This window comes from Phaeobacter sp. B1627, assembly GCF_006265095.1.
In the GTDB taxonomy this organism is placed as follows: Bacteria; Pseudomonadota; Alphaproteobacteria; order Rhodobacterales; family Rhodobacteraceae; genus Epibacterium.
In genome coordinates, this window is sequence record NZ_VCNK01000034.1 from 43,317 (window position 1) to 61,505 (window position 18,189).

An 18,189-nucleotide genomic window follows, 5' to 3' on the forward strand; every position below is an offset into this window, starting at 1 on the left:
CCTGCGCACGGCAAGGCCTCAGTGAGTGGTAATGTCGCTTAGACGCGGCGGCGCTTCGGCGGGCGGCAACCGTTGTGTGCGATCGGCGTAACATCCCGAATTTGGGTGATGTTGAAGCCGATTGCGGCCAAGGCGCGCAGCGCGGATTCACGGCCGGAACCCGGGCCCTGAACTTCGACCTCAATGGTCTTGACGCCATGTTCCTGTGCCTTGCGGCCTGCATCTTCTGCAGCCATCTGCGCAGCGTAGGGCGTGGACTTACGAGAGCCCTTGAAGCCCATGGTACCAGCGGAGGACCAGGAAATCGCGTTACCCTGAACGTCGGAGATCAGGATTTTCGTGTTGTTGAACGAAGAGTTCACATGTGCAACGCCAGAGGCGATGTTCTTGCGCTCTTTTTTCTTCGTGCGGGTTTTATCACGTGCCATCTGTCAGAACCCTCCCTTACTTCTTCTTACCGGCAATGGCCTTTGCGGGGCCTTTGCGGGTACGAGCATTGGTGTGAGTACGCTGACCGCGGACCGGCAGGTTACGACGGTGGCGCAGGCCACGGTAGCAGCCAAGATCCATCAGGCGCTTGATGTTCATCTGCACTTCGCGACGCAGGTCGCCTTCAACAGTGAAGGTCGCATCGATGTGCTCACGGATGGCCAGAACCTCGGCATCCGACAGCTCGTTCACACGACGGGTAGCGTCGATGTTCACGGCCTCGCAGATTGCTTTGGCGGAGGATGGGCCGATGCCCGTGATATAGGTGAGGGCGATTGGGACCCGTTTGGAAGTCGGGATGTTAACGCCGGCAATACGTGCCACGTGTCACTTTCCTTTTGGTTGCGGTTCCGTAACTCCAGAACCTTTTTTCACAACGCTCAACCACCTGCCTGTGGCACGACAGTCGAACATGTATCGAGGTAGTCAGGGGGACAACAAAAATTGCCCGCCTGGAATGATTCCCAGCAGGGATGTTGGTGGATACGGTCTGTGCCGGATGCAGTCAAGGGGTAAACACTTGTATATCAAGTGCTGCGGCAACACCTGGATCGCAATCAGATCGCAACGAGAAAGGCCACCCGAATGGATGGCCTCTGTCAAACCGGCCAATGCGGGTCGTTTTCGATCCGCACCCCCGATCAAGTCCAGCGTCAGATCAAGGCGCCTTACCCAGGATCCAATCGATAGAGTCCCGGACCTCATCGATCGATGCCAGCCCATCAAGGCGCTGCAGATCACCCTTGGCCCAGTAGTATCCGATCAACGGTGACGTCTTCTTGTAGTATTCCATCAACCGCGTCTTGAGGCTTTCTTCATTGTCGTCGGGACGCCGCTTTACCGTGGTTCCGCCGCAGTTGGAACATTTTCCGTCGGCAGGCCATGGCTTGGTTTCGTCGTGGTACACTTCACCACAGTCGGCGCAGGTCGAGCGCCCGGTGATCCGAGCGACCAACGCCTCGTCGTCAACCTGCATCTCGATCACCGCATCGAGTTTTTGCCCCATCTCGTTCAAGAGTTTTTCCAACGCATCAGCCTGGGCGAGCGTCCGTGGAAAGCCGTCAAAAATGAACCCGCCTTCGGACCCTTCCTGCAGCTTCTCACGGATCAGGCCAATGACGATCTGATCCGTGACCAGCTTGCCTTCGGCCATGATCGCCGCGACCTTCTTGCCCATTTCAGAGCCCGAGGCCTGAGCGTCCCGCAGCATATCGCCGGTACTCAACTGAACCATCTTTCGGGTTTCAACCAGATGACGCGCCTGCGTCCCTTTTCCCGCACCGGGCGGGCCCATGAGAATGATGTTGGTCATCGACGTGCAGGCCCCCGTTTGGTGCGTTTTTTATTGCGACCGCGCAGCTGGCTCTTTTCAATCAGGCCTTCATACTGATGCGCGAGAAGATGGCTCTGAACCTGCTGGATCGTATCCATGGTCACAGACACCACAATCAAAACCGATGTGCCGCCGAAATAGACGGGAATTGCAAAATTCGCCCGCAGCACTTCGGGAAGCAAACAGACCAGCGCAAGATAACCGGACCCCAGAACCAGGATACGGTTCACGACATACTCAATATATTCGGCAGTCTTCTTGCCCGGCCGGATACCCGGAACAAAGCCGTTCTGGTTCTTCAGGTTCTGGGCAACTTCTTCCGGCTTGAACGACACGTTGAACGTATAGAAATACGCAAAAAACACGATCATCGAGATGAAGAACAAAAGATAAAGAGGTTGACCGGGGCCGAAGTTCGCCAACAGCCAGCTCATGACGGGGCTCGAGGCCGAGCCCTGGCTAAAGGTGGAGATGGTCGTCGGCAACAGCAACAGCGAGGAGGCAAAGATCGCAGGGATCACGCCGGCCGGGTTCACCTTGACCGGAAGGTGGCTGGACCCGCCGTCATAGACCTTCATGCCGACCTGACGGCGCGGGTACTGGATGTGGATCTTGCGCAGCGCCCGCTCCATGAACACGACGAACATGATCACCGCAACAACCATCACGATCACGGCGATGATGACCGCCGGGCTGATCGCACCGGAACGACCCGAGGCAAAGAACTGGGCGATGGCCGCCGGAACTTCGGCAATGATACCGACGAAGATGATCAGGGAAATGCCGTTGCCGATGCCGCGATTGGTGATCTGCTCGCCAAGCCACATCAGGAACATTGTGCCACCGACCAGGGTGATCATGCAGGACAGTCGGAAATACAGCCCGGCGTCCAGCGCCAGATCGCCCGCTTCGAGCGAGGCCGCAAGCCCATAGGACTGCGCAGTCGCCAGCAGCACCGTGCCGTAGCGGGTATACTGGTTGATCTTCTTGCGCCCCTGCTCGCCCTCTTTCTTGAGTTGTTCGAGCGCAGGCACCATGGAGGTCAGCAGCTGCACGATAATCGAGGCGGAGATATACGGCATAATGCCGAGGGCGAAAATGCCCATGCGCCCGAGCGCACCACCGGTAAACATCGACACCATGCCGCCAATGCCCTGCCCCGCGGTTTCCATGAACTGACGCAGCGCATCCGTGTCGATTCCCGGAACGGGAATCCACGTGCCCAGACGATAGACAATCAAAAGTCCGATCGTGAACAGGATGCGGTTGCGCAGATCCGTGGCCTTGCCCAGGGCAGCCCAGCTGGTGTTGGCCGCCATTTGTTCTGCTGCTGATACCATGAAATAGGTCTCTTCTTGCGAAAACGCCGCCCGGAACCGTTTTCCGGCTCGGGCGGCGTATGGGAAAACTGATGACTTATGTAAGCGGCATCGGCGCCGCTCACAAGCCGTTACTCAGATGCGGCTTCTGTTGTTGCCACGGTCAGAGCGCCACCCGCCTTTGAAACAGCCTCGACAGCCGCCTTGGAGGCACCGGTCACTGCGATCGTCGCCTTTGCGGTGAATTCACCTTTTGCGAGAACGCGGACACCGTCAAGCTTGCGACGGACAACACCGGATGCGACCAGAGTGTCTTCGGTGATGGTCGCGGCATCAAGTTTGCCTGCGTCGATGAATTTTTGGATCAGACCAAGGTTAACCACCGCGTATTTCTTGGCGTTCGGCTTGTTGAAGCCACGCTTTGGCAAACGCTGGTAGAGGGGCATCTGGCCGCCTTCGTAGCCTTTGATCGCTACACCGGAACGGGATTTCTGACCTTTGATACCACGGCCACCCATTTTACCCTTGCCGGAGCCGGGGCCACGGCCAACGCGGGTGCGTTTCGGGGTTGCGCCGGGATTGTCACGCAGTTCGTTGAGTCTCATTTCGCTTCTCCTAGAGCCGGAAGTGACCCCATGAAGCGAAGAGGGTCAGACGCGGCATTTTTTGGTTTTGTTTCAGAATCAGAGTCCGGGGCCCGAAGGCCACCGAGGGCGTATAGACGGATTGCCACCGGGGATCAAGGCTTCAACCGGTGCGCCTGTTGGCAGACGGCTCCTGCCCCCTCTCGCGGCATCGGTCTATTCAATGGCGCAGGAGCTCATAGAGCCCCCAAAGGTCCGGGCCTCGCCCGAAATCGCCGAGGATTGGTCACAAAAAAACGCTTCCACAAATTGCGAAAGCGTTTCTTCGGTGCAGACGGACCCGAGGGAGGAGGAGAGGCCGTCCGCGCGGTCTGCGGGTTTTATGCGCCGTAGACATGTGTCCGGGCCAGATCGGCGATATCGCAGCGGCGAATGCCAATGTCAGCCAGATCCCGGTCAGTCAGCATGTCCAGCTCGTTAAAGGTGCGTTTGTATTCTTTGTGCAGCTCCCAGGAGGCGCGGGCTGTGTCAGCCATCGCGCGCAGACGCGCAACGAGGGAGGAAGAGGCGAAGCTTGTGTTCAGTGCATGTGCCATGGGGCAGGTCCTTTCTCTAGCCGGGACGGGTTTCCTCGGCTCTATTTCTTTGGTGTGTTTCACTTTATGTCCCAAAGATAGGTCACGCCGTTCGCGCTAACAACTGACAGTTCGTTAGACCCGTTATGCACCTGCAGCATAGAAAACATCCGGAAAATTAATGCGATCTTCAACAAATGGACGTTCGCACGCACGCCTGCCCACAAATACACCTATAAAAGAACTCTTGGCGCGCGCGGCCGACGAGACGCGATTTTAATTTCACATCCAAAAATGCGAAACGCCCCCGCATGTCTGCGGAGGCGTTCCAATTCAGCGGTCAGTACACCGACGAGCTTAGTCGCGCTCTTCGATGATTTCGACCAAATGCGAGATCTTGTTGACCATACCGCGAACCGAAGGCGTATCTTCCAGCTCACGGGTCTTGTGCATTTTGTTCAGGCCCAAACCGATCAGGGTTGCGCGCTGTTCGGCGGGGCGACGGATCGGCGAGCCGACCTGTTTCACGACGATTGTTTTAGCCATGGAACGATCTCCTTACGCTTCTTCTGCGACTGGGCTGGACGCGGCCGGAGCCTCGTCCCGCTTCGGCAGGATGTCCGCAACCTTCTTACCACGGCGCTGAGCAACGGCACGGGGGCTTTGCTCTTTCTTGAGGCCGTCGATGGTCGCACGGATCATGTTGTATGGGTTCTGCGAGCCAACCGATTTGGACACCACATCCTTGATGCCGAGCATCTCGAAAACGGCGCGCATCGGACCACCAGCGATGATCCCGGTACCTTCAGGAGCCGTACGCATGACGACCTTGCCTGCACCGTGACGACCATACATGTCGTGATGCAATGTGCGGCCCTCTTTCAGCGCGACACGGATCATCTGACGCTTGGCCTGCTCGGTTGCCTTGCGGATCGCCTCGGGGACTTCCTTGGCTTTACCTTTGCCAAAGCCGACGCGGCCTTTTTGGTCACCAACCACAACGAGTGCGGCGAAGCCAAAGCGCTTACCACCTTTTACGGTTTTGGACACGCGGTTGATAGCGACCAGACGATCTGCGAATTCCGGCGTTTCTTCACGATCGCGGCGATTGCCACGACGGTTATCACGTTCTGCCATGAGGCATTCCTTATACAGGTGGCGAAACGGACAGACCGCCTCGCCTTTTCTCCAATCCTGGTGAGAGACGATAAAGCCCGCTCTCCCGGATCATCGGGGCCGCCCGTGAGGGCGCCCTCTCTCAACTTGAAACGGACGCCCCGGGATCCGGGGCGTCCGAAACTTTAGATTTTCAGACCGCCTTCACGCGCAGCGTCGGCCAGAGCCTTCACTTTGCCGTGGTACAGGAAGCCACCGCGATCGAAGTACGCTTCGGTCACGCCAGCCGCTTTCGCGCGCTCGGCGATCACGGAACCGACTTTGGTTGCCGCTTCGATGTTGTTCTTGCCGAAGAAGCCCAGATCCTTTTCCAAGGTCGAGGCCGCGGCCAGTGTCACACCGTTGACGTCGTCGATCACCTGAACAGAAATATTCTTGTTCGAGCGGTGCACGGAGAGACGCAGACGGCCTGCGTTCACCTTGCGAAGTTTGTTCCGGACGCGCAGGCGGCGCTTCAGAAACAGGGTACGTTTGCTGCTTGCCATTGTTGTCGTCCTTACTTCTTCTTGCCTTCCTTGCGGAAGATGAATTCGCCCTTGTAGCGGATGCCTTTGCCTTTGTAGGGCTCGGGACGACGCCAGTCGCGGATTTTCGCCGCCACTTCGCCTACCGCCTGCGCGTCTGCACCTTCCACAACGATTTCAGTCTGCTTCGGCGCGGTGATGGTAACACCCTCCGGAGCAACGTAATCGACGTCATGCGAGTAGCCGAGGTTCAGCTTCAGGGTGTTGCCCTGCATCTGAGCCCGGTAACCAACACCCTGGATTTCAAGCTCTTTCTTGAAACCCTGGGTCACGCCTTGCACCAGATTGGCAACCATGGTGCGGGACATGCCCCACTGCTGGCGCGCGCGCTTGGATTTGCCGCGCGGCTCAACTTTGACCAGGTTGTCCTCAACGGTGAGGGTCACATCGTCGGTTGCGGTGAAGGTCTGGGCGCCTTTCGGGCCCTTCACTTCGATGGTTTGGCCGGACACGCTCGCGGTAACACCGCTGGGCAGGTCGACCGGTTTTTTACCAATACGGGACATTGTGCAAAAGCCTCCTTAGAAGACGGTGCAGAGCACTTCGCCGCCGACGTTGGCTGCGCGTGCGTTTGCGTCCGACATCACACCTTTGGGGGTGGAGACAATCGACACACCCAGGCCCTGACGGACCGACGGGATGTCATTGACGCCCATGTAAACGCGACGACCGGGTTTGGAAACCCGCTTCACTTCGCGAATGACAGGTTCGCCTTCGTAGTACTTGAGGCTGATTTCCAGCGCCGGATGGCCGCGTTCGTCAGTCAGTTTCTCATAGCCGCGAATGTAGCCCTCGTCCTGCAGCACATCCAGAACCCAGGCACGCAGCTTGGAAGCCGGGCTGAGGACGGTGGATTTGCCACGCAACTGAGAGTTACGGATACGGGTGAGCATATCGCCGATAGGATCGTTCATATCTGTCTCTCCCTTACCAGCTCGACTTCACCATACCGGGGATCTGGCCATTCGAGCCCAGTTCCCGCAGCGCGATCCGGCTCACCTTCAGCTTACGGTAGTAAGCGTGGGGACGGCCGGTCAGCTGACACCGGTTGTGCAGACGAGTAGCCGAGGAATTCCGCGGCAATTTTGCCAATTTCAGGCGCGCTTTGAAACGCTCTTCCATCGGCAGGGTTTCGTCATTCGCGATCTCTTTGAGCTCGGCACGCTTTGCGGCGTATTTTGCCACCAGGCGCTCGCGCTTCTTCTCGCGTTCGATCATTGCTTTTTTAGCCATGGTCTCTTCCTTCCCGCGCTCAGCTGTTGAAGGGCATGTTGAAAGCTTTCAACAGTGCCTTCGCTTCAGCGTCGGTTTTAGCGTTGGTGGCAATTACGATGTCCATGCCCCAGGATTCATCGATTTTATCGAAATCGATTTCCGGGAACACGATGTGCTCTTTCAAGCCCATGGCGTAGTTGCCACGGCCGTCAAAAGAGGTGCCGGGAACGCCGCGGAAGTCGCGGATCCGAGGCATCGCAATGGTGATCAGGCGGTCGAGGAATTCGTACATCCGGTCGCCACGCAGGGTCACCTTTGCACCCATCGGCATGCCTTCACGAACGCGGAAGCCAGCGATCGAGTTCTTTGCAACGGTGGTGAGGGCTTTCTGGCCAGCGATCTTGGTCAGGTCTTCCTGAGCCGATTTCGCTTTCTTGCTGTCTTTGACGGCAGCACGACCACAACCGATGTTGAGAACGATTTTCTCCAGCTTGGGGATCATCATCTCATTGGAGTAGCCGAATTCCTCTTTCAGGGACGCACGGATGCTGTCCTTGTAAGCGGCCTTCAAGCGCGGGGTGTAGGTTGCATCGTCAAGCATCAGACAGTCTCCCCGGTGGTTTTGGCGAAACGAACCTTCTTGCCGTCTTCCTCACGGAAACCGACGCGGGTTGCTTTGCCGTTTGCGTCCAGCAGAGCCAGGTTCGACAGGTCGATCGGCTGCGCTTTGGGAAGGCGGCCGCCCTGAGACGTTTGGGTCTGACGGGTGTGGCGGATCGCCATGTTCACGCCGTCAACAACGGCTTTGCCAGCCTTCGGGTCAACGGAAGAGATGGTCCCTTCCTGGCCCTTGTCCTTGCCAGCCAGAACGACGACCTTGTCGCCTTTGCGGAGTTTAGCAGCCATGGTTACAGCACCTCCGGAGCAAGCGAGATGATCTTCATGAAGTTCTTCGCGCGAAGTTCGCGAACAACCGGGCCGAAGATACGGGTGCCGACCGGCTCACCGCTGTTGTTCAGAATAACAGCCGCGTTGCGATCAAAACGGATCGCGGTGCCGTCTTCACGACGGACCTCTTTGGCGGTGCGAACGACGACGGCCTTGCGGACGTCCCCTTTTTTAACGCGACCGCGTGGGATGGCTTCCTTAACCGAGACGACAATGATGTCGCCTACGGATGCGTACTTACGCTTGGAGCCACCCAGAACCTTGATGCACTGAACTCGGCGAGCGCCGGAGTTGTCAGCGACATCCAGATTGGTTTGCATCTGGATCATGTGGTTTCTCCCGACCTTTGGGGCGCCGATGCGTGGCGTACTCCCCCAGGGTTTCGACTAAACTGAAAAGTCAAGTCGCCAGGAGTCTCGGGGTACGAGACTCTTAGGCTTCCAGAACTTCCCAGCGTTTCGTTTTCGATTTCGGCGCGCATTCGATGATACGAACGGCATCGCCGACCTTGAAAGCGTTCCGTTCATCGTGAGCCCGGTATTTTTTGGACTTACGGATGGTTTTCTTCAGAACCGGGTGTGTGAAGCGGCGCTCCACGGACACGGTTACGGTCTGAGCGTTTGCGTCGGAGGTTACGACGCCAGACAGGATACGTTTGGGCATACGATGAGCTCCTTATTCAGCCGCTGCTGCGGCTTTTTCGTTCAGGATGGTTTTCACACGGGCAGCATTGCGGCGGGCCGCCTTGATGCCTGCGGTGTTTTCCATCTGACCGGTCGCTTGTTGAAAGCGCAGGTTGAAGCTCTCTTTTTTGAGGTTTGCGAGTGCATCGCGGAGTTCGTCCACGGTTTTTTCGCGCAGATCCTTGGCGTTCATCGCCTAGCGTTCCTTTCCTTGGCACCAGAAGGCCCCTTTTGATGGGTCACCTTGGGTCTGGTGGGTTATGTCAATGTCTGCACGCGGAGGTGCAAAAAAGAATCGCCCGACGCCCTTCGACTCGCGAAGCACGTGAAGCGATGCGTCCCTCTACAGGAGCACAGGGGCCGGGGCAAGGGAAACTTGGGGTTTTCCCGTTTCAGTCGCTGACATGCTGCCGCCGCCCTGCCCGTTCTCAGATAATTTCGTCTTCGTCAAACATCGCCGCACCATCGAGCTGCGCGTTCAAGCTCTCGATACGGCTTTCGGCTTCATGGGTGTTGACCACGCGCGCAATGTGGAAAAGGGCGTCGCCCTCATTCACGACCGGTAGGTTCGTGCGGCCAATGATAAGGCCGGCCTGACTTGCCAGAAGCTCAATCTCCTCCTCGCCGAACGGGTCGGCGACAATTCCAAGAACATCGCCCTCCGCAACCATCTCACCCGTGGTCTTGAAGGTGCGCAGCAAGCCACCGACCGGCGCACGCTCCCAGCTGGACTCACCTGCACGCACCGGCACCACCTCTGCCAGCGGCACGCCGTCCTCAGGGATCATGGCGAGGGCGTGCATCACCCTCAAAATCCCGGCAACACCGGCGCGGGCGGATTGCTCGTCAAATCGCAACCCCTCCCCTGCTTCATAGAGCAGGATATCCACGCCCACCTTCTTCGCCTCCTGGCGCAGGCTGCCATCGCGCAGGCCCGAACGGATGACCACCGGAGCGCCGAAAGCATCCGCGTAGGACAACGTCTCCTTGACCTTTGGGGACACACGGATCTGCGGCATGTTTGTCCGGTGAATTGCTGCCGAATGAAGGTCGATCCCCAAATCCGACCGCTCCACGATTTCTTTCATGAACAAGTGTGCAAGCCGACTTGCCAGCGACCCCGTTTCGCTGCCGGGAAAGCACCGGTTCAAATCACGCCTGTCCGGCAGATAGCGGGAGTGGTTGAGGAAGCCAAACGTATTGACGATCGGCACCACGATCAGCGTCCCCTTGAGACGGGCAAACTGGCGACTGCGCAGCAAACGCCGGGCAATTTCCACGCCGATCACCTCATCCCCGTGGACGGCAGCTGATACAAAAAGCGTCGGGCCCTCCTCGGCGCCATGTATGACGTGAGCAGACATGGTGACCGGCGTATGATCGGACAGGACGCTGACCGGGAGGTCAACAGTCCGACGCGAGCCCGGAGGAATCCGGAACTCACCAATTTCAAAATCAGAGCGGCGCGCCATGGAGAAGCCTTTCGGAAACACAATCCCGAACGGCTTAACAGGTCTGGCGGCTTTGACAATCTCGCAGGTGATCAGTGCGACCGCGTCCGAGGCAACAATCGGCCGACAAACGGTGCTTCTTCTCGCGGCTTTAGCCGCGGTTCGCCGCGGCGACCATAGCCGAAGTTTTTAAAATCTTCGGCAAAGTACCAATCCAGCAGCGCGCAGCTGCGGTCGCTGAGGTCTTCGACCCGCGTCCCGCCGCTCGGGATGGTCTTGTTCTTGACCGTGAGGGATGCATCAGTTTCTGTGAAGTCCTGGATCGTCTGCCAATCCTGATCGATCTCTTCCAGACGGCAAACTAACTTGACCATGGGGTTGCCCTCCCCATCCAGCACCCAGGGTGAACAGGGATGGAAGGTATGGAACAACTCCAGATCACTGGGATTTTGTCCGGCAAAGGTATTCAATACCCAGTCATCAATCGACGCGCCCCTCATGTCAGGGTTCAATTCTCCAATAGCTTCGCTGTAGCGAAACAGCGAACACACACGCTCATACGGGTGGCGGACCAGGGCAAAGGTGTTCAGGTCGGCCCAGAACTGCGCTCCAACCTGCGCCACCCATTGCGCGGCCGTACCATGCAAATAAAATCCCCCCAACGCGTCGCCGACGGATGTACCGCCGCATTTCGGAATATGCACAAAGAAGTAGGGCCGTTGAAGCGAAGCTAGGGTCAGTTTTTCCGAGAGCTCCTTGCTCATACGGTACTTGGGAGCGGCGTGGACGGGGTGAGTCAGCACTGGGGCCTCCTTGGACTTATCTTTCTGCGGAAAGACTTTCACACAACCCTTTCGCTAGGGTGAAAGGACGCACCAGGGCGGCTCAAATCTGAGCGCTTTTTACTCAGTCCTCACGCAGTTGCCCGGACAGGATGTCGGATCCCCTGAACAGATGCGACCGGACCGGACTTTCAAAAGCCCGAGGCCAGCACAGTTTTCCGCGCAGTCGTCGGTACAGTTTCGGGTAGGATCGATTCCGGTCTATATTTGCTTCATGCGCGAGAGACCGAAGTTCTGGCGTCCCACCACTTTGTTGCGGCCCCTGATAGGAATGGTGAGCTGCCGCGGCCGGCGCAGCCGTCCAGTCTGAGAGCTCCATTTCAGCAGTCCAGAGTGTGGTCTTTTTTCGCTCGCCCTACGGCGCAGGCCGCAGAGCTTCCGAAACGTCATGCGACACGGTGCGGCGTGCCCGGATTTCCCCCACAGCAGCGCCGTTAGGACGGCGGACCGGTGCGACTAAGCCCTCTCACGCCCATGCATAATTGAAGGAAACCGAAATGCGCTCTTCTTCCGACATGCTCATCGGAACTTCGTGGCGCACGAAACTCTCCCACAGCAAAACATCCCCAACCTTTGGCGTCTCATAAACGAAGGTCCGCAGTTCCCGGCGACAGTCCTTGAGGCGCGGCGGGTGGGCCATCATCATGGCGTGGCGCGGATCTTCGAGTTTCAATGCGGAGGCACCGTCGGGCATTGCGACATAGGTGGTTCCGGAAATTACCGAATGCGGATGAATATGGCTCGCATGCGTTCCACCCTCCGGAAGTATATTGATCCAGAGGTCCTCAAGCCGCAGATCACGCCCGTCCAGATTGAGCTCCAGATCCTCCGCAAATGCCGCGACATGGGCATCGAGGGATTTCACGAGCTCGGCAAATATCGGAAACCGCCAGGGCAGGTCCGTCAGTGATGCGTATGACGTATAGCCGGGATACCCGTTTGCTTCGCACCACTCCTGTCCGGCCTCGTCGTCCTCGGCAATGGTCAGGCAGGACACTTCCAATTCCTGCGAATCTATTTTGGGATCGTGCTCCGCCAGCGGCGCACGGTAAAGACGGGTCACAAAGAGAGAATCGATCTGGGGCATAATCCGGTCATACCCCAAGCATCTGCCCCTTGGCGAGGGGGATACCGCCGCAGCACAGCAGCGGGCAAACGCCCTTAGGCGCCTCGCATGAATGCCCGGCCCGCATGCCCTCCTTGCTGCTCAGATTGCAGGATTGGGGATCTCGTCATCCGCCCTCCTGAAAGACAATGGTGCAATCATCGCGCATCCGGTCCAGACGGGGAGACAACGGGTTCGCAACCAGAAACCATCGCCAACCGCCTCCCGCTCCGGGCGCTGGGGAATAGGTGCACCCATTGGCCAATGTCCAATAGGTAGCAAAGTCATGCCTATAGGGGGCCTGGCTCACCTCCGTCAGCGGCTCACTTCCGGTCACACCGCGAATGGCCGGACCCGGCGCATCGGAAATAGCGCAGGCCCCCAAACAGGCTACCAAGACCAGAATTACGAAACTGAGCTGCACGATACCCTCCTGCCGTCACCGCCCCACGGTAGGAACAAAATGTGAACAATTTCTGCAGAGGTCAAAAAGCTGTCGCAAAATGAAAAAACCTCCCACCAGGTGACTGGCGGGAGGTTTTGAATTTTGTACGTGAGACTGGCTTTACCAGTCTTCGCGAACCACGACGCGGGTCTGGACCGGCAGCTTCATAGCTGCAAGGCGCAGAGCTTCGCGGGCGATATCTTCACCGACACCGTCGATTTCGAACATCACACGGCCCGGTTTCACTTTGCACGCCCAGAAGTCCACGGAACCTTTACCCTTACCCATACGCACTTCGACGGGTTTGGAGGTCACAGGCGTGTCCGGGAAGATACGGATCCAGACACGACCCTGACGTTTCATGTGGCGGGTCATTGCACGACGGGCAGCTTCGATCTGACGGGCGGTCACACGCTCGGGTGTGACAGCCTTCAGGCCGTAGGTGCCGAAGTTCAAGTCGGATCCGCCTTTTGCCAGGCCTTTGATCCGGCCTTTGTGCATCTTGCGGAATTTAGTACGCTTTGGCTGAAGCATGTCGCGTTCTCCTTAGCGATCGCCACGACGGTTGCCGCCTGCACCGCGAGGTGCCGGACCGTCCTGGAGTTCCTGAGCTTTACGGTCACGCGCAGCGGGATCATGTTCCATGATCTCACCTTTGAAGATCCACACTTTGATACCAATGATACCATAGGGGGTGGACGCTTCGGAATGAGCGTAATCGATGTCTGCGCGCAGCGTGTGCAGCGGCACACGACCTTCGCGATACCATTCAGTCCGCGCGATTTCTGCACCGCCCAGACGACCAGCCACGTTCACCCGGATACCCAGGGCGCCCATGCGCATGGCGTTCTGAACCGAGCGCTTCATTGCGCGACGGAAGGACACACGACGTTCCAGCTGCTGAGCGATGGACTCGCCGACCAGAGCTGCGTCGAGCTCCGGCTTGCGCACTTCAACGATGTTGAGGTGCAGCTCGGAGTCCGTCATCGCGGCCAGCTTCTTGCGAAGCACCTCGATGTCAGCGCCTTTCTTGCCGATGATCACGCCCGGGCGTGCGGTGTGGATGGTCACACGGCACTTTTTGTGCGGACGTTCGATGATCACGCGGGCGATACCGGCCTGCTTGCATTCATCCTTGATGAACTCACGAATTCGGATGTCCTCAAGAAGAAGATCACCGTAATCCTTGGTATCGGCGTACCAGCGGCTGTCCCAGGTGCGGTTGACCTGAAGGCGCATGCCGATTGGATTGACTTTATGTCCCATTAGGCTTGCTCCTCAACTTGACGCACCTTGATGGTGATCTCCGCGAACGGCTTCAGGATCTTGCCGAACCGACCACGGGCCCGCGGGCGTCCGCGTTTCATGGTCATGTTCTTGCCAACCCAGGCCTCGGCGACGATGAGCTCATCGACGTCCAGGTTGTGGTTGTTTTCAGCGTTCGCAATAGCAGACTGCAGGCATTTCTTGACGTCCTGCGCGATCCGCTTGTTGGAGAACGTCAGGTCCGTCAGGGCCTTGTCCACCTTCTTGCCACGGATCATCTGTGCAACCAGGTTCAGTTTTTGCGGGGAAGTACGGAGCATGCGCAGTTTTGCCATTGCTTCGTTGTCTGCCACGCGGCGGGGGTTCTTATCCTTGCCCATGACTTACTTCCGCTTCGCTTTTTTGTCAGCGGCGTGACCGTAATAGGTCCGGGTCGGCGAATACTCACCGAACTTCTGACCGATCATGTCTTCCGTGACGTTGACAGGAATGTGCTTCTGACCGTTGTACACACCAAAGGTCAGACCCACAAACTGGGGCAGAATGGTGGAACGACGAGACCAGATCTTGATCACTTCATTGCGACCCGAATCGCGCGCTGCTTCGGCTTTTTTCAGCACGTAAGCATCGACAAAGGGGCCTTTCCATACAGAGCGAGACATGTATTAGCGCCCTTTCTTCTTGGCGTGACGCGAGCGGATGATCAGCTTTTGCGACGCCTTGTTCTTGTTACGGGTACGTGCGCCCTTGGTCGGCTTACCCCAAGGAGTAACCGGGTGACGACCACCAGAGGTCCGACCCTCACCACCACCATGCGGGTGATCGATCGGGTTCATGACCACACCACGGACGCTTGGACGTTTGCCCTTGTGGCGCATACGACCGGCTTTACCGTAGTTCTGGTTGGAGTTGTCGGGGTTGGACACGGCACCAACGGTGGCCATGCATTCCTGACGCACGAGGCGCAGTTCGCCCGAGGACAGGCGGATCTGAGCGTAGCCACCATCACGGCCAACGAACTGAGCGTAGGTACCGGCTGCACGGGCGATCTGGCCGCCTTTGCCGGGCTTCATTTCGATGTTGTGAACGATGGTACCGATCGGCATGCCCGAGAACGGCATTGCGTTGCCCGGCTTGATGTCGGCCTTTGCGGAGGCTACGACCTTGTCGCCGACGGCCAGACGCTGCGGTGCGAGGATATAGGCCTGTTCGCCGTCCTCGTATTTCACCAGCGCGATAAAGGCTGTGCGGTTGGGGTCATATTCAATGCGCTCGACGGTTGCGGCGACATCAAATTTATTCCGTTTGAAGTCAACGATCCGGTAAAGACGCTTTGCGCCGCCACCACGGCGGCGGGAAGTAATACGTCCGGTGTTGTTCCGGCCGCCCGATTTGGTCAAACCCTCAGTGAGAGACTTGACCGGACGCCCTTTCCAAAGCTCCGAACGGTCGATCAGAACCAGCCCTCGCTGGCCCGGCGTCGTCGGCTTATACGACTTAAGTGCCATGCTTTCTGTCTTCCGTTTAGCTACGGTGAGTTGCCCCACCGTTGCAGATCCACAAGGCGAGGTGCCATCGGATCCGCTATGTTAAAGCCCCCTGCCTGATCTGCGCGACGTATCGCTGGTGCAGACGGGTTCAGGTGACCGCGGTTTATAGGGCCCCGAAGGTCCCAGGTTCGTATTTCCCGGCAAAAGATACGGCCCCGGAACGAATCCGAGGCCTGCGGGATGGACGGTCATTAGCAGAGGTTGCCGGGGCTGGCAATGGCCATAGCACACCGGCTGAGAGGTTCCCGCCCGTGCGGGCATAGATCCTCCCTCTCCGTGCCATCCCCCTGCGTCTCTCCGGTCAAGGGGGCCAGCATGCCCCCGCGGCCCGGCCCCATTTCCCGGTCCGGCAAACAGCGAAAAGGCCCCCGCGCGAACGAGGGCCTTTCCAAATCTCAAAGAGGCAAATCTCAGAGTCCGGTGGACACGTCGATTGTGTTGCCCTCTTCCAGGGTCACATAGGCTTTCTTGACGTCTTTCCGACGGCCCAGCGAGCCACGGAAGCGCTTGACCTTACCCTTGGTGATGGTTGTGTTGACCGCTTTCACCTTCACACCAAAGAGCGCCTCGACGGCCTCCTTGATCTGGGGTTTGTTGGTGTCGATTGCCACTTCGAAAACCACGGCACCGTTTTCGGACGCCATTGTGGATTTTTCAGTGATGATCGGCTTGCGGATCACGTCGTAATGTTCTGCCTTCGCGCTCATTTCAGGCGAGCCTCCAGTGCTTCGACAGCCGACTTCGTGAGCACAAGTGTGTCACGTTTCAGGATGTCATAGACGTTTGCGCCCATCGACGGCAGGATATCCAGACCTTCGATGTTCTTGGCGGCACGAGCGAAGCCTTCGTTGACAGCTGCGCCATCGATGACCAGCGCGCGTTTCCAGCCCAGGTTTGCAACCTGTTTGGCCAGAGCAGCGGTCTTGCCTTCGGACTCAGCATTCTCGATCACGACCAGCTCGCCCGCTTGTGCTTTGGCGGACAGCGCATGGCGCAGGCCCAGCTTGCGGAACTTTTTGGTCAGATCGTGGCCGTGGCTACGCGGGGTTGGACCTTTGTAGATACCACCCTTGCGGAAGATCGGCGCGTTCCGGTCACCGTGACGTGCGCCACCGGTGCCTTTTTGGCGATAGATCTTCTTCGTCGAGTAGGACGTCTCGGAGCGGGTCTTCACCTTGTGGGTGCCGGCCTGCGCATTGTTGCGCTGCCAACGGACCACACGGTGCAGGATGTCCGCACGCGGTTCCAGACCGAACAGGTCTTCGGACAGTTCGATGTCGCCAGCGACGCCGCCGTCCAGTTTGATCACGTCAAGTTTCATGCTTCACCACCTTCCGCGGGAGCTTCGGCAGCAGATGCCTCGGCAGCAGTTTTCAGGGCGGCCGGGAACGGCAGACCCTCGGGGGCTTTTTTCTTCACGGCATCTTTGACGGTGACCCAGCCGGATTTCGGACCAGGAACAGCGCCTTTGATGAAGACCAGACCACGGTCGGCGTCGGTACGGACGACTTCCAGGTTCTGAGTGGTCACACGGGCTGCACCCATGTGGCCGGCCATCTTCTTGCCTTTGAAGACTTTGCCCGGATCCTGACACTGACCGGTGGAGCCGTGCGAACGGTGAGAGATCGACACACCGTGAGACGCCCGCAGACCACCAAAGTTGTGACGCTTCATCGCACCGGCAAAACCTTTACCGATAGAGGTCCCGGTGACGTCCACCTTCTGACCCGTCAGGAAGTGCTCGGCGGAGATTTCCGCACCCACTTCGATCAGGCCTTCAGCGGGAACGCGAAACTCGACCAGCTTCCGCTTCGGCTCGACTTTCGCAGTTGCGAAGTGGCCGCGCATGGCTTTGGAGACGCGCTTCACCTTGGCGGAACCAGCACCGAGCTGAACAGCAGTGTAGCCGTCAGTTTCTTCGGTACGCTGAGCCACAACCTGCAGACCATCCAGATGAAGAACGGTCACAGGAATCTGCTTGCCGTCTTCCATGAACAAGCGGGTCATGCCCACTTTTTTAGCGATAATACCAGAGCGCATATATTCTACCCTCCGATCTTAAGACTGCAGCTTGATTTCGACATCAACACCAGCGGCGAGGTCGAGCTTCATCAGCGCGTCCACGGTCTGGGGAGTCGGATCAACAATGTCGAGCATACGCTTGTGCGTACGGATTTCGAACTGATCGCGGGATTTCTTGTCGACGTGAGGACCACGCAGAACAGTGAATTTCTCGATCTTGTTCGGCAGCGGAATCGGGCCGCGCACCTGCGCGCCGGTCCGCTTGGCAGTGTTGACGATCTCTTGCGTGCTGGCATCCAGAACGCGATAGTCAAATGCCTTCAGCCGGATACGAATATTTTGGCTTTGCATTTCATAGCCTTATCTTAGGCGTTGGAGTTGAGAGGAAGGCCCGCGACCACCGCAGAACCTTCATCGAACCCAAAAGGCGGGAATCACCCCGCCTTTGCCCCGCCTGGCGGGATGGCGCTCTATACGTCCGATTGTGACCTGAAGCAAGGGGGAAGCGCATGTGATCCCTCGCGCCCGACGCAGGTTCCAGGGCGGGTCTCGGGGCAAGTCCGGGAGTAGTCCCAGAGCAAGGCCCACCGAGTGCCCGACGGGCCTTTTGGCGAGGCCCGCTCCCGCCTGTCAGCCTGGCACGAAAAAGGGCGCCGCGGGGG

The 18,189-nt window shown here is 58.2% G+C and carries 29 protein-coding genes; all 29 read right to left on the reverse strand.

What is annotated here, in order from left to right; translation table 11 throughout:
* Positions 1-38: 38 nt before the first annotated feature.
* Positions 39-428 carry a 30S ribosomal protein S11 gene (gene rpsK, locus FGE21_RS16705; RefSeq protein WP_139664560.1) on the reverse strand — a complete coding sequence of 130 codons (390 nt, stop codon included), beginning with the start codon at positions 426-428 and terminating at the stop codon, positions 39-41.
* Positions 429-444: 16 nt separating this feature from the next.
* On the reverse strand, positions 445-813 hold the full coding sequence (gene rpsM, locus FGE21_RS16710) for a 30S ribosomal protein S13 (protein ID WP_139664561.1): 369 nt from the start codon (positions 811-813) through the stop codon (positions 445-447).
* Positions 814-1,147: 334 nt separating this feature from the next.
* Positions 1,148-1,801, reverse strand: coding sequence for an adenylate kinase (locus FGE21_RS16715; RefSeq protein WP_139664562.1), 654 nt, complete (start codon positions 1,799-1,801; stop codon positions 1,148-1,150).
* Positions 1,798-3,162, reverse strand: coding sequence for a preprotein translocase subunit SecY (gene secY / locus FGE21_RS16720; RefSeq protein WP_139664563.1), 1,365 nt, complete (start codon positions 3,160-3,162; stop codon positions 1,798-1,800). The genes FGE21_RS16715 and secY overlap by 4 nt, the downstream gene beginning before the upstream one ends.
* A 110-nt stretch (positions 3,163-3,272) precedes the next feature.
* Positions 3,273-3,746, reverse strand: coding sequence for a 50S ribosomal protein L15 (rplO, locus tag FGE21_RS16725; protein ID WP_139664564.1), 474 nt, complete (start codon positions 3,744-3,746; stop codon positions 3,273-3,275).
* Positions 3,747-4,105: 359 nt separating this feature from the next.
* The gene (locus tag FGE21_RS16730) at positions 4,106-4,321 is read right to left on the reverse strand and encodes a DUF1127 domain-containing protein (RefSeq protein ID WP_139664565.1); all 216 of its coding nucleotides are present in this window, start codon (positions 4,319-4,321) and stop codon (positions 4,106-4,108) included.
* Positions 4,322-4,657: 336 nt separating this feature from the next.
* Positions 4,658-4,846, reverse strand: coding sequence for a 50S ribosomal protein L30 (gene rpmD, locus FGE21_RS16735; protein WP_139664566.1), 189 nt, complete (start codon positions 4,844-4,846; stop codon positions 4,658-4,660).
* A gap of 12 nt (positions 4,847-4,858) precedes the next feature.
* Positions 4,859-5,437 carry a 30S ribosomal protein S5 gene (gene rpsE / locus FGE21_RS16740; RefSeq protein ID WP_139664567.1) on the reverse strand — a complete coding sequence of 193 codons (579 nt, stop codon included), beginning with the start codon at positions 5,435-5,437 and terminating at the stop codon, positions 4,859-4,861.
* Positions 5,438-5,601: 164 nt separating this feature from the next.
* Positions 5,602-5,961 (reverse strand): 50S ribosomal protein L18, encoded by a 360-nt coding sequence (gene rplR, locus FGE21_RS16745; protein WP_139664568.1) that lies wholly within the window; start codon positions 5,959-5,961, stop codon positions 5,602-5,604.
* A gap of 11 nt (positions 5,962-5,972) precedes the next feature.
* Entirely contained in the window at positions 5,973-6,506 is a 534-nt protein-coding gene (rplF, locus tag FGE21_RS16750) for a 50S ribosomal protein L6 (protein ID WP_139664569.1), read from the reverse strand.
* Between the two features lie 15 nt (positions 6,507-6,521).
* Complete coding sequence (gene rpsH, locus FGE21_RS16755) at positions 6,522-6,914, reverse strand: 30S ribosomal protein S8 (protein ID WP_139664570.1); 393 nt, start codon at positions 6,912-6,914, stop codon at positions 6,522-6,524.
* 13 nt (positions 6,915-6,927) lie between these two features.
* Entirely contained in the window at positions 6,928-7,233 is a 306-nt protein-coding gene (rpsN, locus tag FGE21_RS16760) for a 30S ribosomal protein S14 (protein ID WP_068245386.1), read from the reverse strand.
* 19 nt (positions 7,234-7,252) lie between these two features.
* Positions 7,253-7,816 (reverse strand): 50S ribosomal protein L5, encoded by a 564-nt coding sequence (gene rplE / locus FGE21_RS16765; protein ID WP_139664571.1) that lies wholly within the window; start codon positions 7,814-7,816, stop codon positions 7,253-7,255.
* Positions 7,816-8,121, reverse strand: coding sequence for a 50S ribosomal protein L24 (gene rplX / locus FGE21_RS16770; RefSeq protein ID WP_139664572.1), 306 nt, complete (start codon positions 8,119-8,121; stop codon positions 7,816-7,818). Before rplX ends, rplE begins: the two co-directional genes overlap by 1 nt.
* Positions 8,122-8,123: 2 nt before the next feature.
* Positions 8,124-8,492 (reverse strand): 50S ribosomal protein L14, encoded by a 369-nt coding sequence (rplN, locus tag FGE21_RS16775; protein ID WP_100164027.1) that lies wholly within the window; start codon positions 8,490-8,492, stop codon positions 8,124-8,126.
* Between the two features lie 103 nt (positions 8,493-8,595).
* A complete protein-coding gene (rpsQ, locus tag FGE21_RS16780; RefSeq protein WP_139664573.1) occupies positions 8,596-8,826 on the reverse strand; it encodes a 30S ribosomal protein S17 in 231 nt (76 codons plus the stop codon).
* Positions 8,827-8,838: 12 nt separating this feature from the next.
* Positions 8,839-9,039 (reverse strand): 50S ribosomal protein L29, encoded by a 201-nt coding sequence (rpmC, locus tag FGE21_RS16785; protein ID WP_139664574.1) that lies wholly within the window; start codon positions 9,037-9,039, stop codon positions 8,839-8,841.
* A gap of 235 nt (positions 9,040-9,274) precedes the next feature.
* Positions 9,275-10,318 carry a succinylglutamate desuccinylase/aspartoacylase family protein gene (locus FGE21_RS16790; RefSeq protein WP_139664575.1) on the reverse strand — a complete coding sequence of 348 codons (1,044 nt, stop codon included), beginning with the start codon at positions 10,316-10,318 and terminating at the stop codon, positions 9,275-9,277.
* A 71-nt stretch (positions 10,319-10,389) separates the two neighbouring features.
* Positions 10,390-11,100, reverse strand: a complete 711-nt coding sequence (locus FGE21_RS16795) for a sulfotransferase family 2 domain-containing protein (RefSeq protein ID WP_139664576.1) — start codon at positions 11,098-11,100, stop codon at positions 10,390-10,392.
* Between the two features lie 505 nt (positions 11,101-11,605).
* Positions 11,606-12,226 (reverse strand): 2OG-Fe(II) oxygenase family protein, encoded by a 621-nt coding sequence (locus tag FGE21_RS16800; RefSeq protein WP_139664577.1) that lies wholly within the window; start codon positions 12,224-12,226, stop codon positions 11,606-11,608.
* Between the two features lie 583 nt (positions 12,227-12,809).
* Complete coding sequence (gene rplP, locus FGE21_RS16805; RefSeq protein ID WP_139664578.1) at positions 12,810-13,223, reverse strand: 50S ribosomal protein L16; 414 nt, start codon at positions 13,221-13,223, stop codon at positions 12,810-12,812.
* Positions 13,224-13,235: 12 nt separating this feature from the next.
* Positions 13,236-13,955, reverse strand: coding sequence for a 30S ribosomal protein S3 (gene rpsC / locus FGE21_RS16810; protein WP_139664579.1), 720 nt, complete (start codon positions 13,953-13,955; stop codon positions 13,236-13,238).
* Positions 13,955-14,335 carry a 50S ribosomal protein L22 gene (gene rplV / locus FGE21_RS16815; protein ID WP_139664580.1) on the reverse strand — a complete coding sequence of 127 codons (381 nt, stop codon included), beginning with the start codon at positions 14,333-14,335 and terminating at the stop codon, positions 13,955-13,957. Before rplV ends, rpsC begins: the two co-directional genes overlap by 1 nt.
* A 3-nt stretch (positions 14,336-14,338) precedes the next feature.
* Positions 14,339-14,617, reverse strand: coding sequence for a 30S ribosomal protein S19 (gene rpsS / locus FGE21_RS16820; protein ID WP_139664581.1), 279 nt, complete (start codon positions 14,615-14,617; stop codon positions 14,339-14,341).
* Between the two features lie 3 nt (positions 14,618-14,620).
* Positions 14,621-15,463, reverse strand: coding sequence for a 50S ribosomal protein L2 (gene rplB, locus FGE21_RS16825; protein WP_139664582.1), 843 nt, complete (start codon positions 15,461-15,463; stop codon positions 14,621-14,623).
* 452 nt (positions 15,464-15,915) lie between these two features.
* Positions 15,916-16,212 carry a 50S ribosomal protein L23 gene (locus FGE21_RS16830; protein ID WP_139664583.1) on the reverse strand — a complete coding sequence of 99 codons (297 nt, stop codon included), beginning with the start codon at positions 16,210-16,212 and terminating at the stop codon, positions 15,916-15,918.
* Positions 16,209-16,826 (reverse strand): 50S ribosomal protein L4, encoded by a 618-nt coding sequence (rplD, locus tag FGE21_RS16835; protein ID WP_139664584.1) that lies wholly within the window; start codon positions 16,824-16,826, stop codon positions 16,209-16,211. The genes FGE21_RS16830 and rplD overlap by 4 nt, the downstream gene beginning before the upstream one ends.
* On the reverse strand, positions 16,823-17,545 hold the full coding sequence (gene rplC, locus FGE21_RS16840; RefSeq protein ID WP_139664585.1) for a 50S ribosomal protein L3: 723 nt from the start codon (positions 17,543-17,545) through the stop codon (positions 16,823-16,825). Before rplC ends, rplD begins: the two co-directional genes overlap by 4 nt.
* Before the next feature lie 18 nt (positions 17,546-17,563).
* The gene (gene rpsJ / locus FGE21_RS16845) at positions 17,564-17,878 is read right to left on the reverse strand and encodes a 30S ribosomal protein S10 (RefSeq protein WP_058289455.1); all 315 of its coding nucleotides are present in this window, start codon (positions 17,876-17,878) and stop codon (positions 17,564-17,566) included.
* Positions 17,879-18,189 lie beyond the last annotated feature (311 nt).

Bases quoted from the DNA above. Each gene is read 5' to 3' on its own strand.
- rpsK (WP_139664560.1), bottom strand. From the start codon at position 428: ATGGCACGTGATAAAACCCGCACGAAGAAAAAAGAGCGCAAGAACATC.
- FGE21_RS16715 (WP_139664562.1), bottom strand. From the start codon at position 1,801: ATGACCAACATCATTCTCATGGGCCCGCCCGGTGCGGGAAAAGGGACG.
- secY (WP_139664563.1), bottom strand. From the start codon at position 3,162: ATGGTATCAGCAGCAGAACAAATGGCGGCCAACACCAGCTGGGCTGCC.
- rplO (WP_139664564.1), bottom strand. From the start codon at position 3,746: ATGAGACTCAACGAACTGCGTGACAATCCCGGCGCAACCCCGAAACGC.
- FGE21_RS16730 (WP_139664565.1), bottom strand. From the start codon at position 4,321: ATGGCACATGCACTGAACACAAGCTTCGCCTCTTCCTCCCTCGTTGCG.
- rpmD (WP_139664566.1), bottom strand. From the start codon at position 4,846: ATGGCTAAAACAATCGTCGTGAAACAGGTCGGCTCGCCGATCCGTCGC.
- rpsE (WP_139664567.1), bottom strand. From the start codon at position 5,437: ATGGCAGAACGTGATAACCGTCGTGGCAATCGCCGCGATCGTGAAGAA.
- rplR (WP_139664568.1), bottom strand. From the start codon at position 5,961: ATGGCAAGCAGCAAACGTACCCTGTTTCTGAAGCGCCGCCTGCGCGTC.
- rplF (WP_139664569.1), bottom strand. From the start codon at position 6,506: ATGTCCCGTATTGGTAAAAAACCGGTCGACCTGCCCAGCGGTGTTACC.
- rpsH (WP_139664570.1), bottom strand. From the start codon at position 6,914: ATGAACGATCCTATCGGCGATATGCTCACCCGTATCCGTAACTCTCAG.
- rpsN (WP_068245386.1), bottom strand. From the start codon at position 7,233: ATGGCTAAAAAAGCAATGATCGAACGCGAGAAGAAGCGCGAGCGCCTG.
- rplE (WP_139664571.1), bottom strand. From the start codon at position 7,816: ATGCTTGACGATGCAACCTACACCCCGCGCTTGAAGGCCGCTTACAAG.
- rplX (WP_139664572.1), bottom strand. From the start codon at position 8,121: ATGGCTGCTAAACTCCGCAAAGGCGACAAGGTCGTCGTTCTGGCTGGC.
- rplN (WP_100164027.1), bottom strand. From the start codon at position 8,492: ATGATCCAGATGCAAACCAATCTGGATGTCGCTGACAACTCCGGCGCT.
- rpsQ (WP_139664573.1), bottom strand. From the start codon at position 8,826: ATGCCCAAACGTATCCTGTCTGGCGTCGTAACCTCCGACGCAAACGCT.
- rpmC (WP_139664574.1), bottom strand. From the start codon at position 9,039: ATGAACGCCAAGGATCTGCGCGAAAAAACCGTGGACGAACTCCGCGAT.
- FGE21_RS16790 (WP_139664575.1), bottom strand. From the start codon at position 10,318: ATGGCGCGCCGCTCTGATTTTGAAATTGGTGAGTTCCGGATTCCTCCG.
- FGE21_RS16800 (WP_139664577.1), bottom strand. From the start codon at position 12,226: ATGCCCCAGATCGATTCTCTCTTTGTGACCCGTCTTTACCGTGCGCCG.
- rplP (WP_139664578.1), bottom strand. From the start codon at position 13,223: ATGCTTCAGCCAAAGCGTACTAAATTCCGCAAGATGCACAAAGGCCGG.
- rpsC (WP_139664579.1), bottom strand. From the start codon at position 13,955: ATGGGACATAAAGTCAATCCAATCGGCATGCGCCTTCAGGTCAACCGC.
- rplV (WP_139664580.1), bottom strand. From the start codon at position 14,335: ATGGGCAAGGATAAGAACCCCCGCCGCGTGGCAGACAACGAAGCAATG.
- rpsS (WP_139664581.1), bottom strand. From the start codon at position 14,617: ATGTCTCGCTCTGTATGGAAAGGCCCCTTTGTCGATGCTTACGTGCTG.
- rplB (WP_139664582.1), bottom strand. From the start codon at position 15,463: ATGGCACTTAAGTCGTATAAGCCGACGACGCCGGGCCAGCGAGGGCTG.
- FGE21_RS16830 (WP_139664583.1), bottom strand. From the start codon at position 16,212: ATGAGCGCGAAGGCAGAACATTACGACGTGATCCGCAAGCCGATCATC.
- rplD (WP_139664584.1), bottom strand. From the start codon at position 16,826: ATGAAACTTGACGTGATCAAACTGGACGGCGGCGTCGCTGGCGACATC.
- rplC (WP_139664585.1), bottom strand. From the start codon at position 17,545: ATGCGCTCTGGTATTATCGCTAAAAAAGTGGGCATGACCCGCTTGTTC.
- rpsJ (WP_058289455.1), bottom strand. From the start codon at position 17,878: ATGCAAAGCCAAAATATTCGTATCCGGCTGAAGGCATTTGACTATCGC.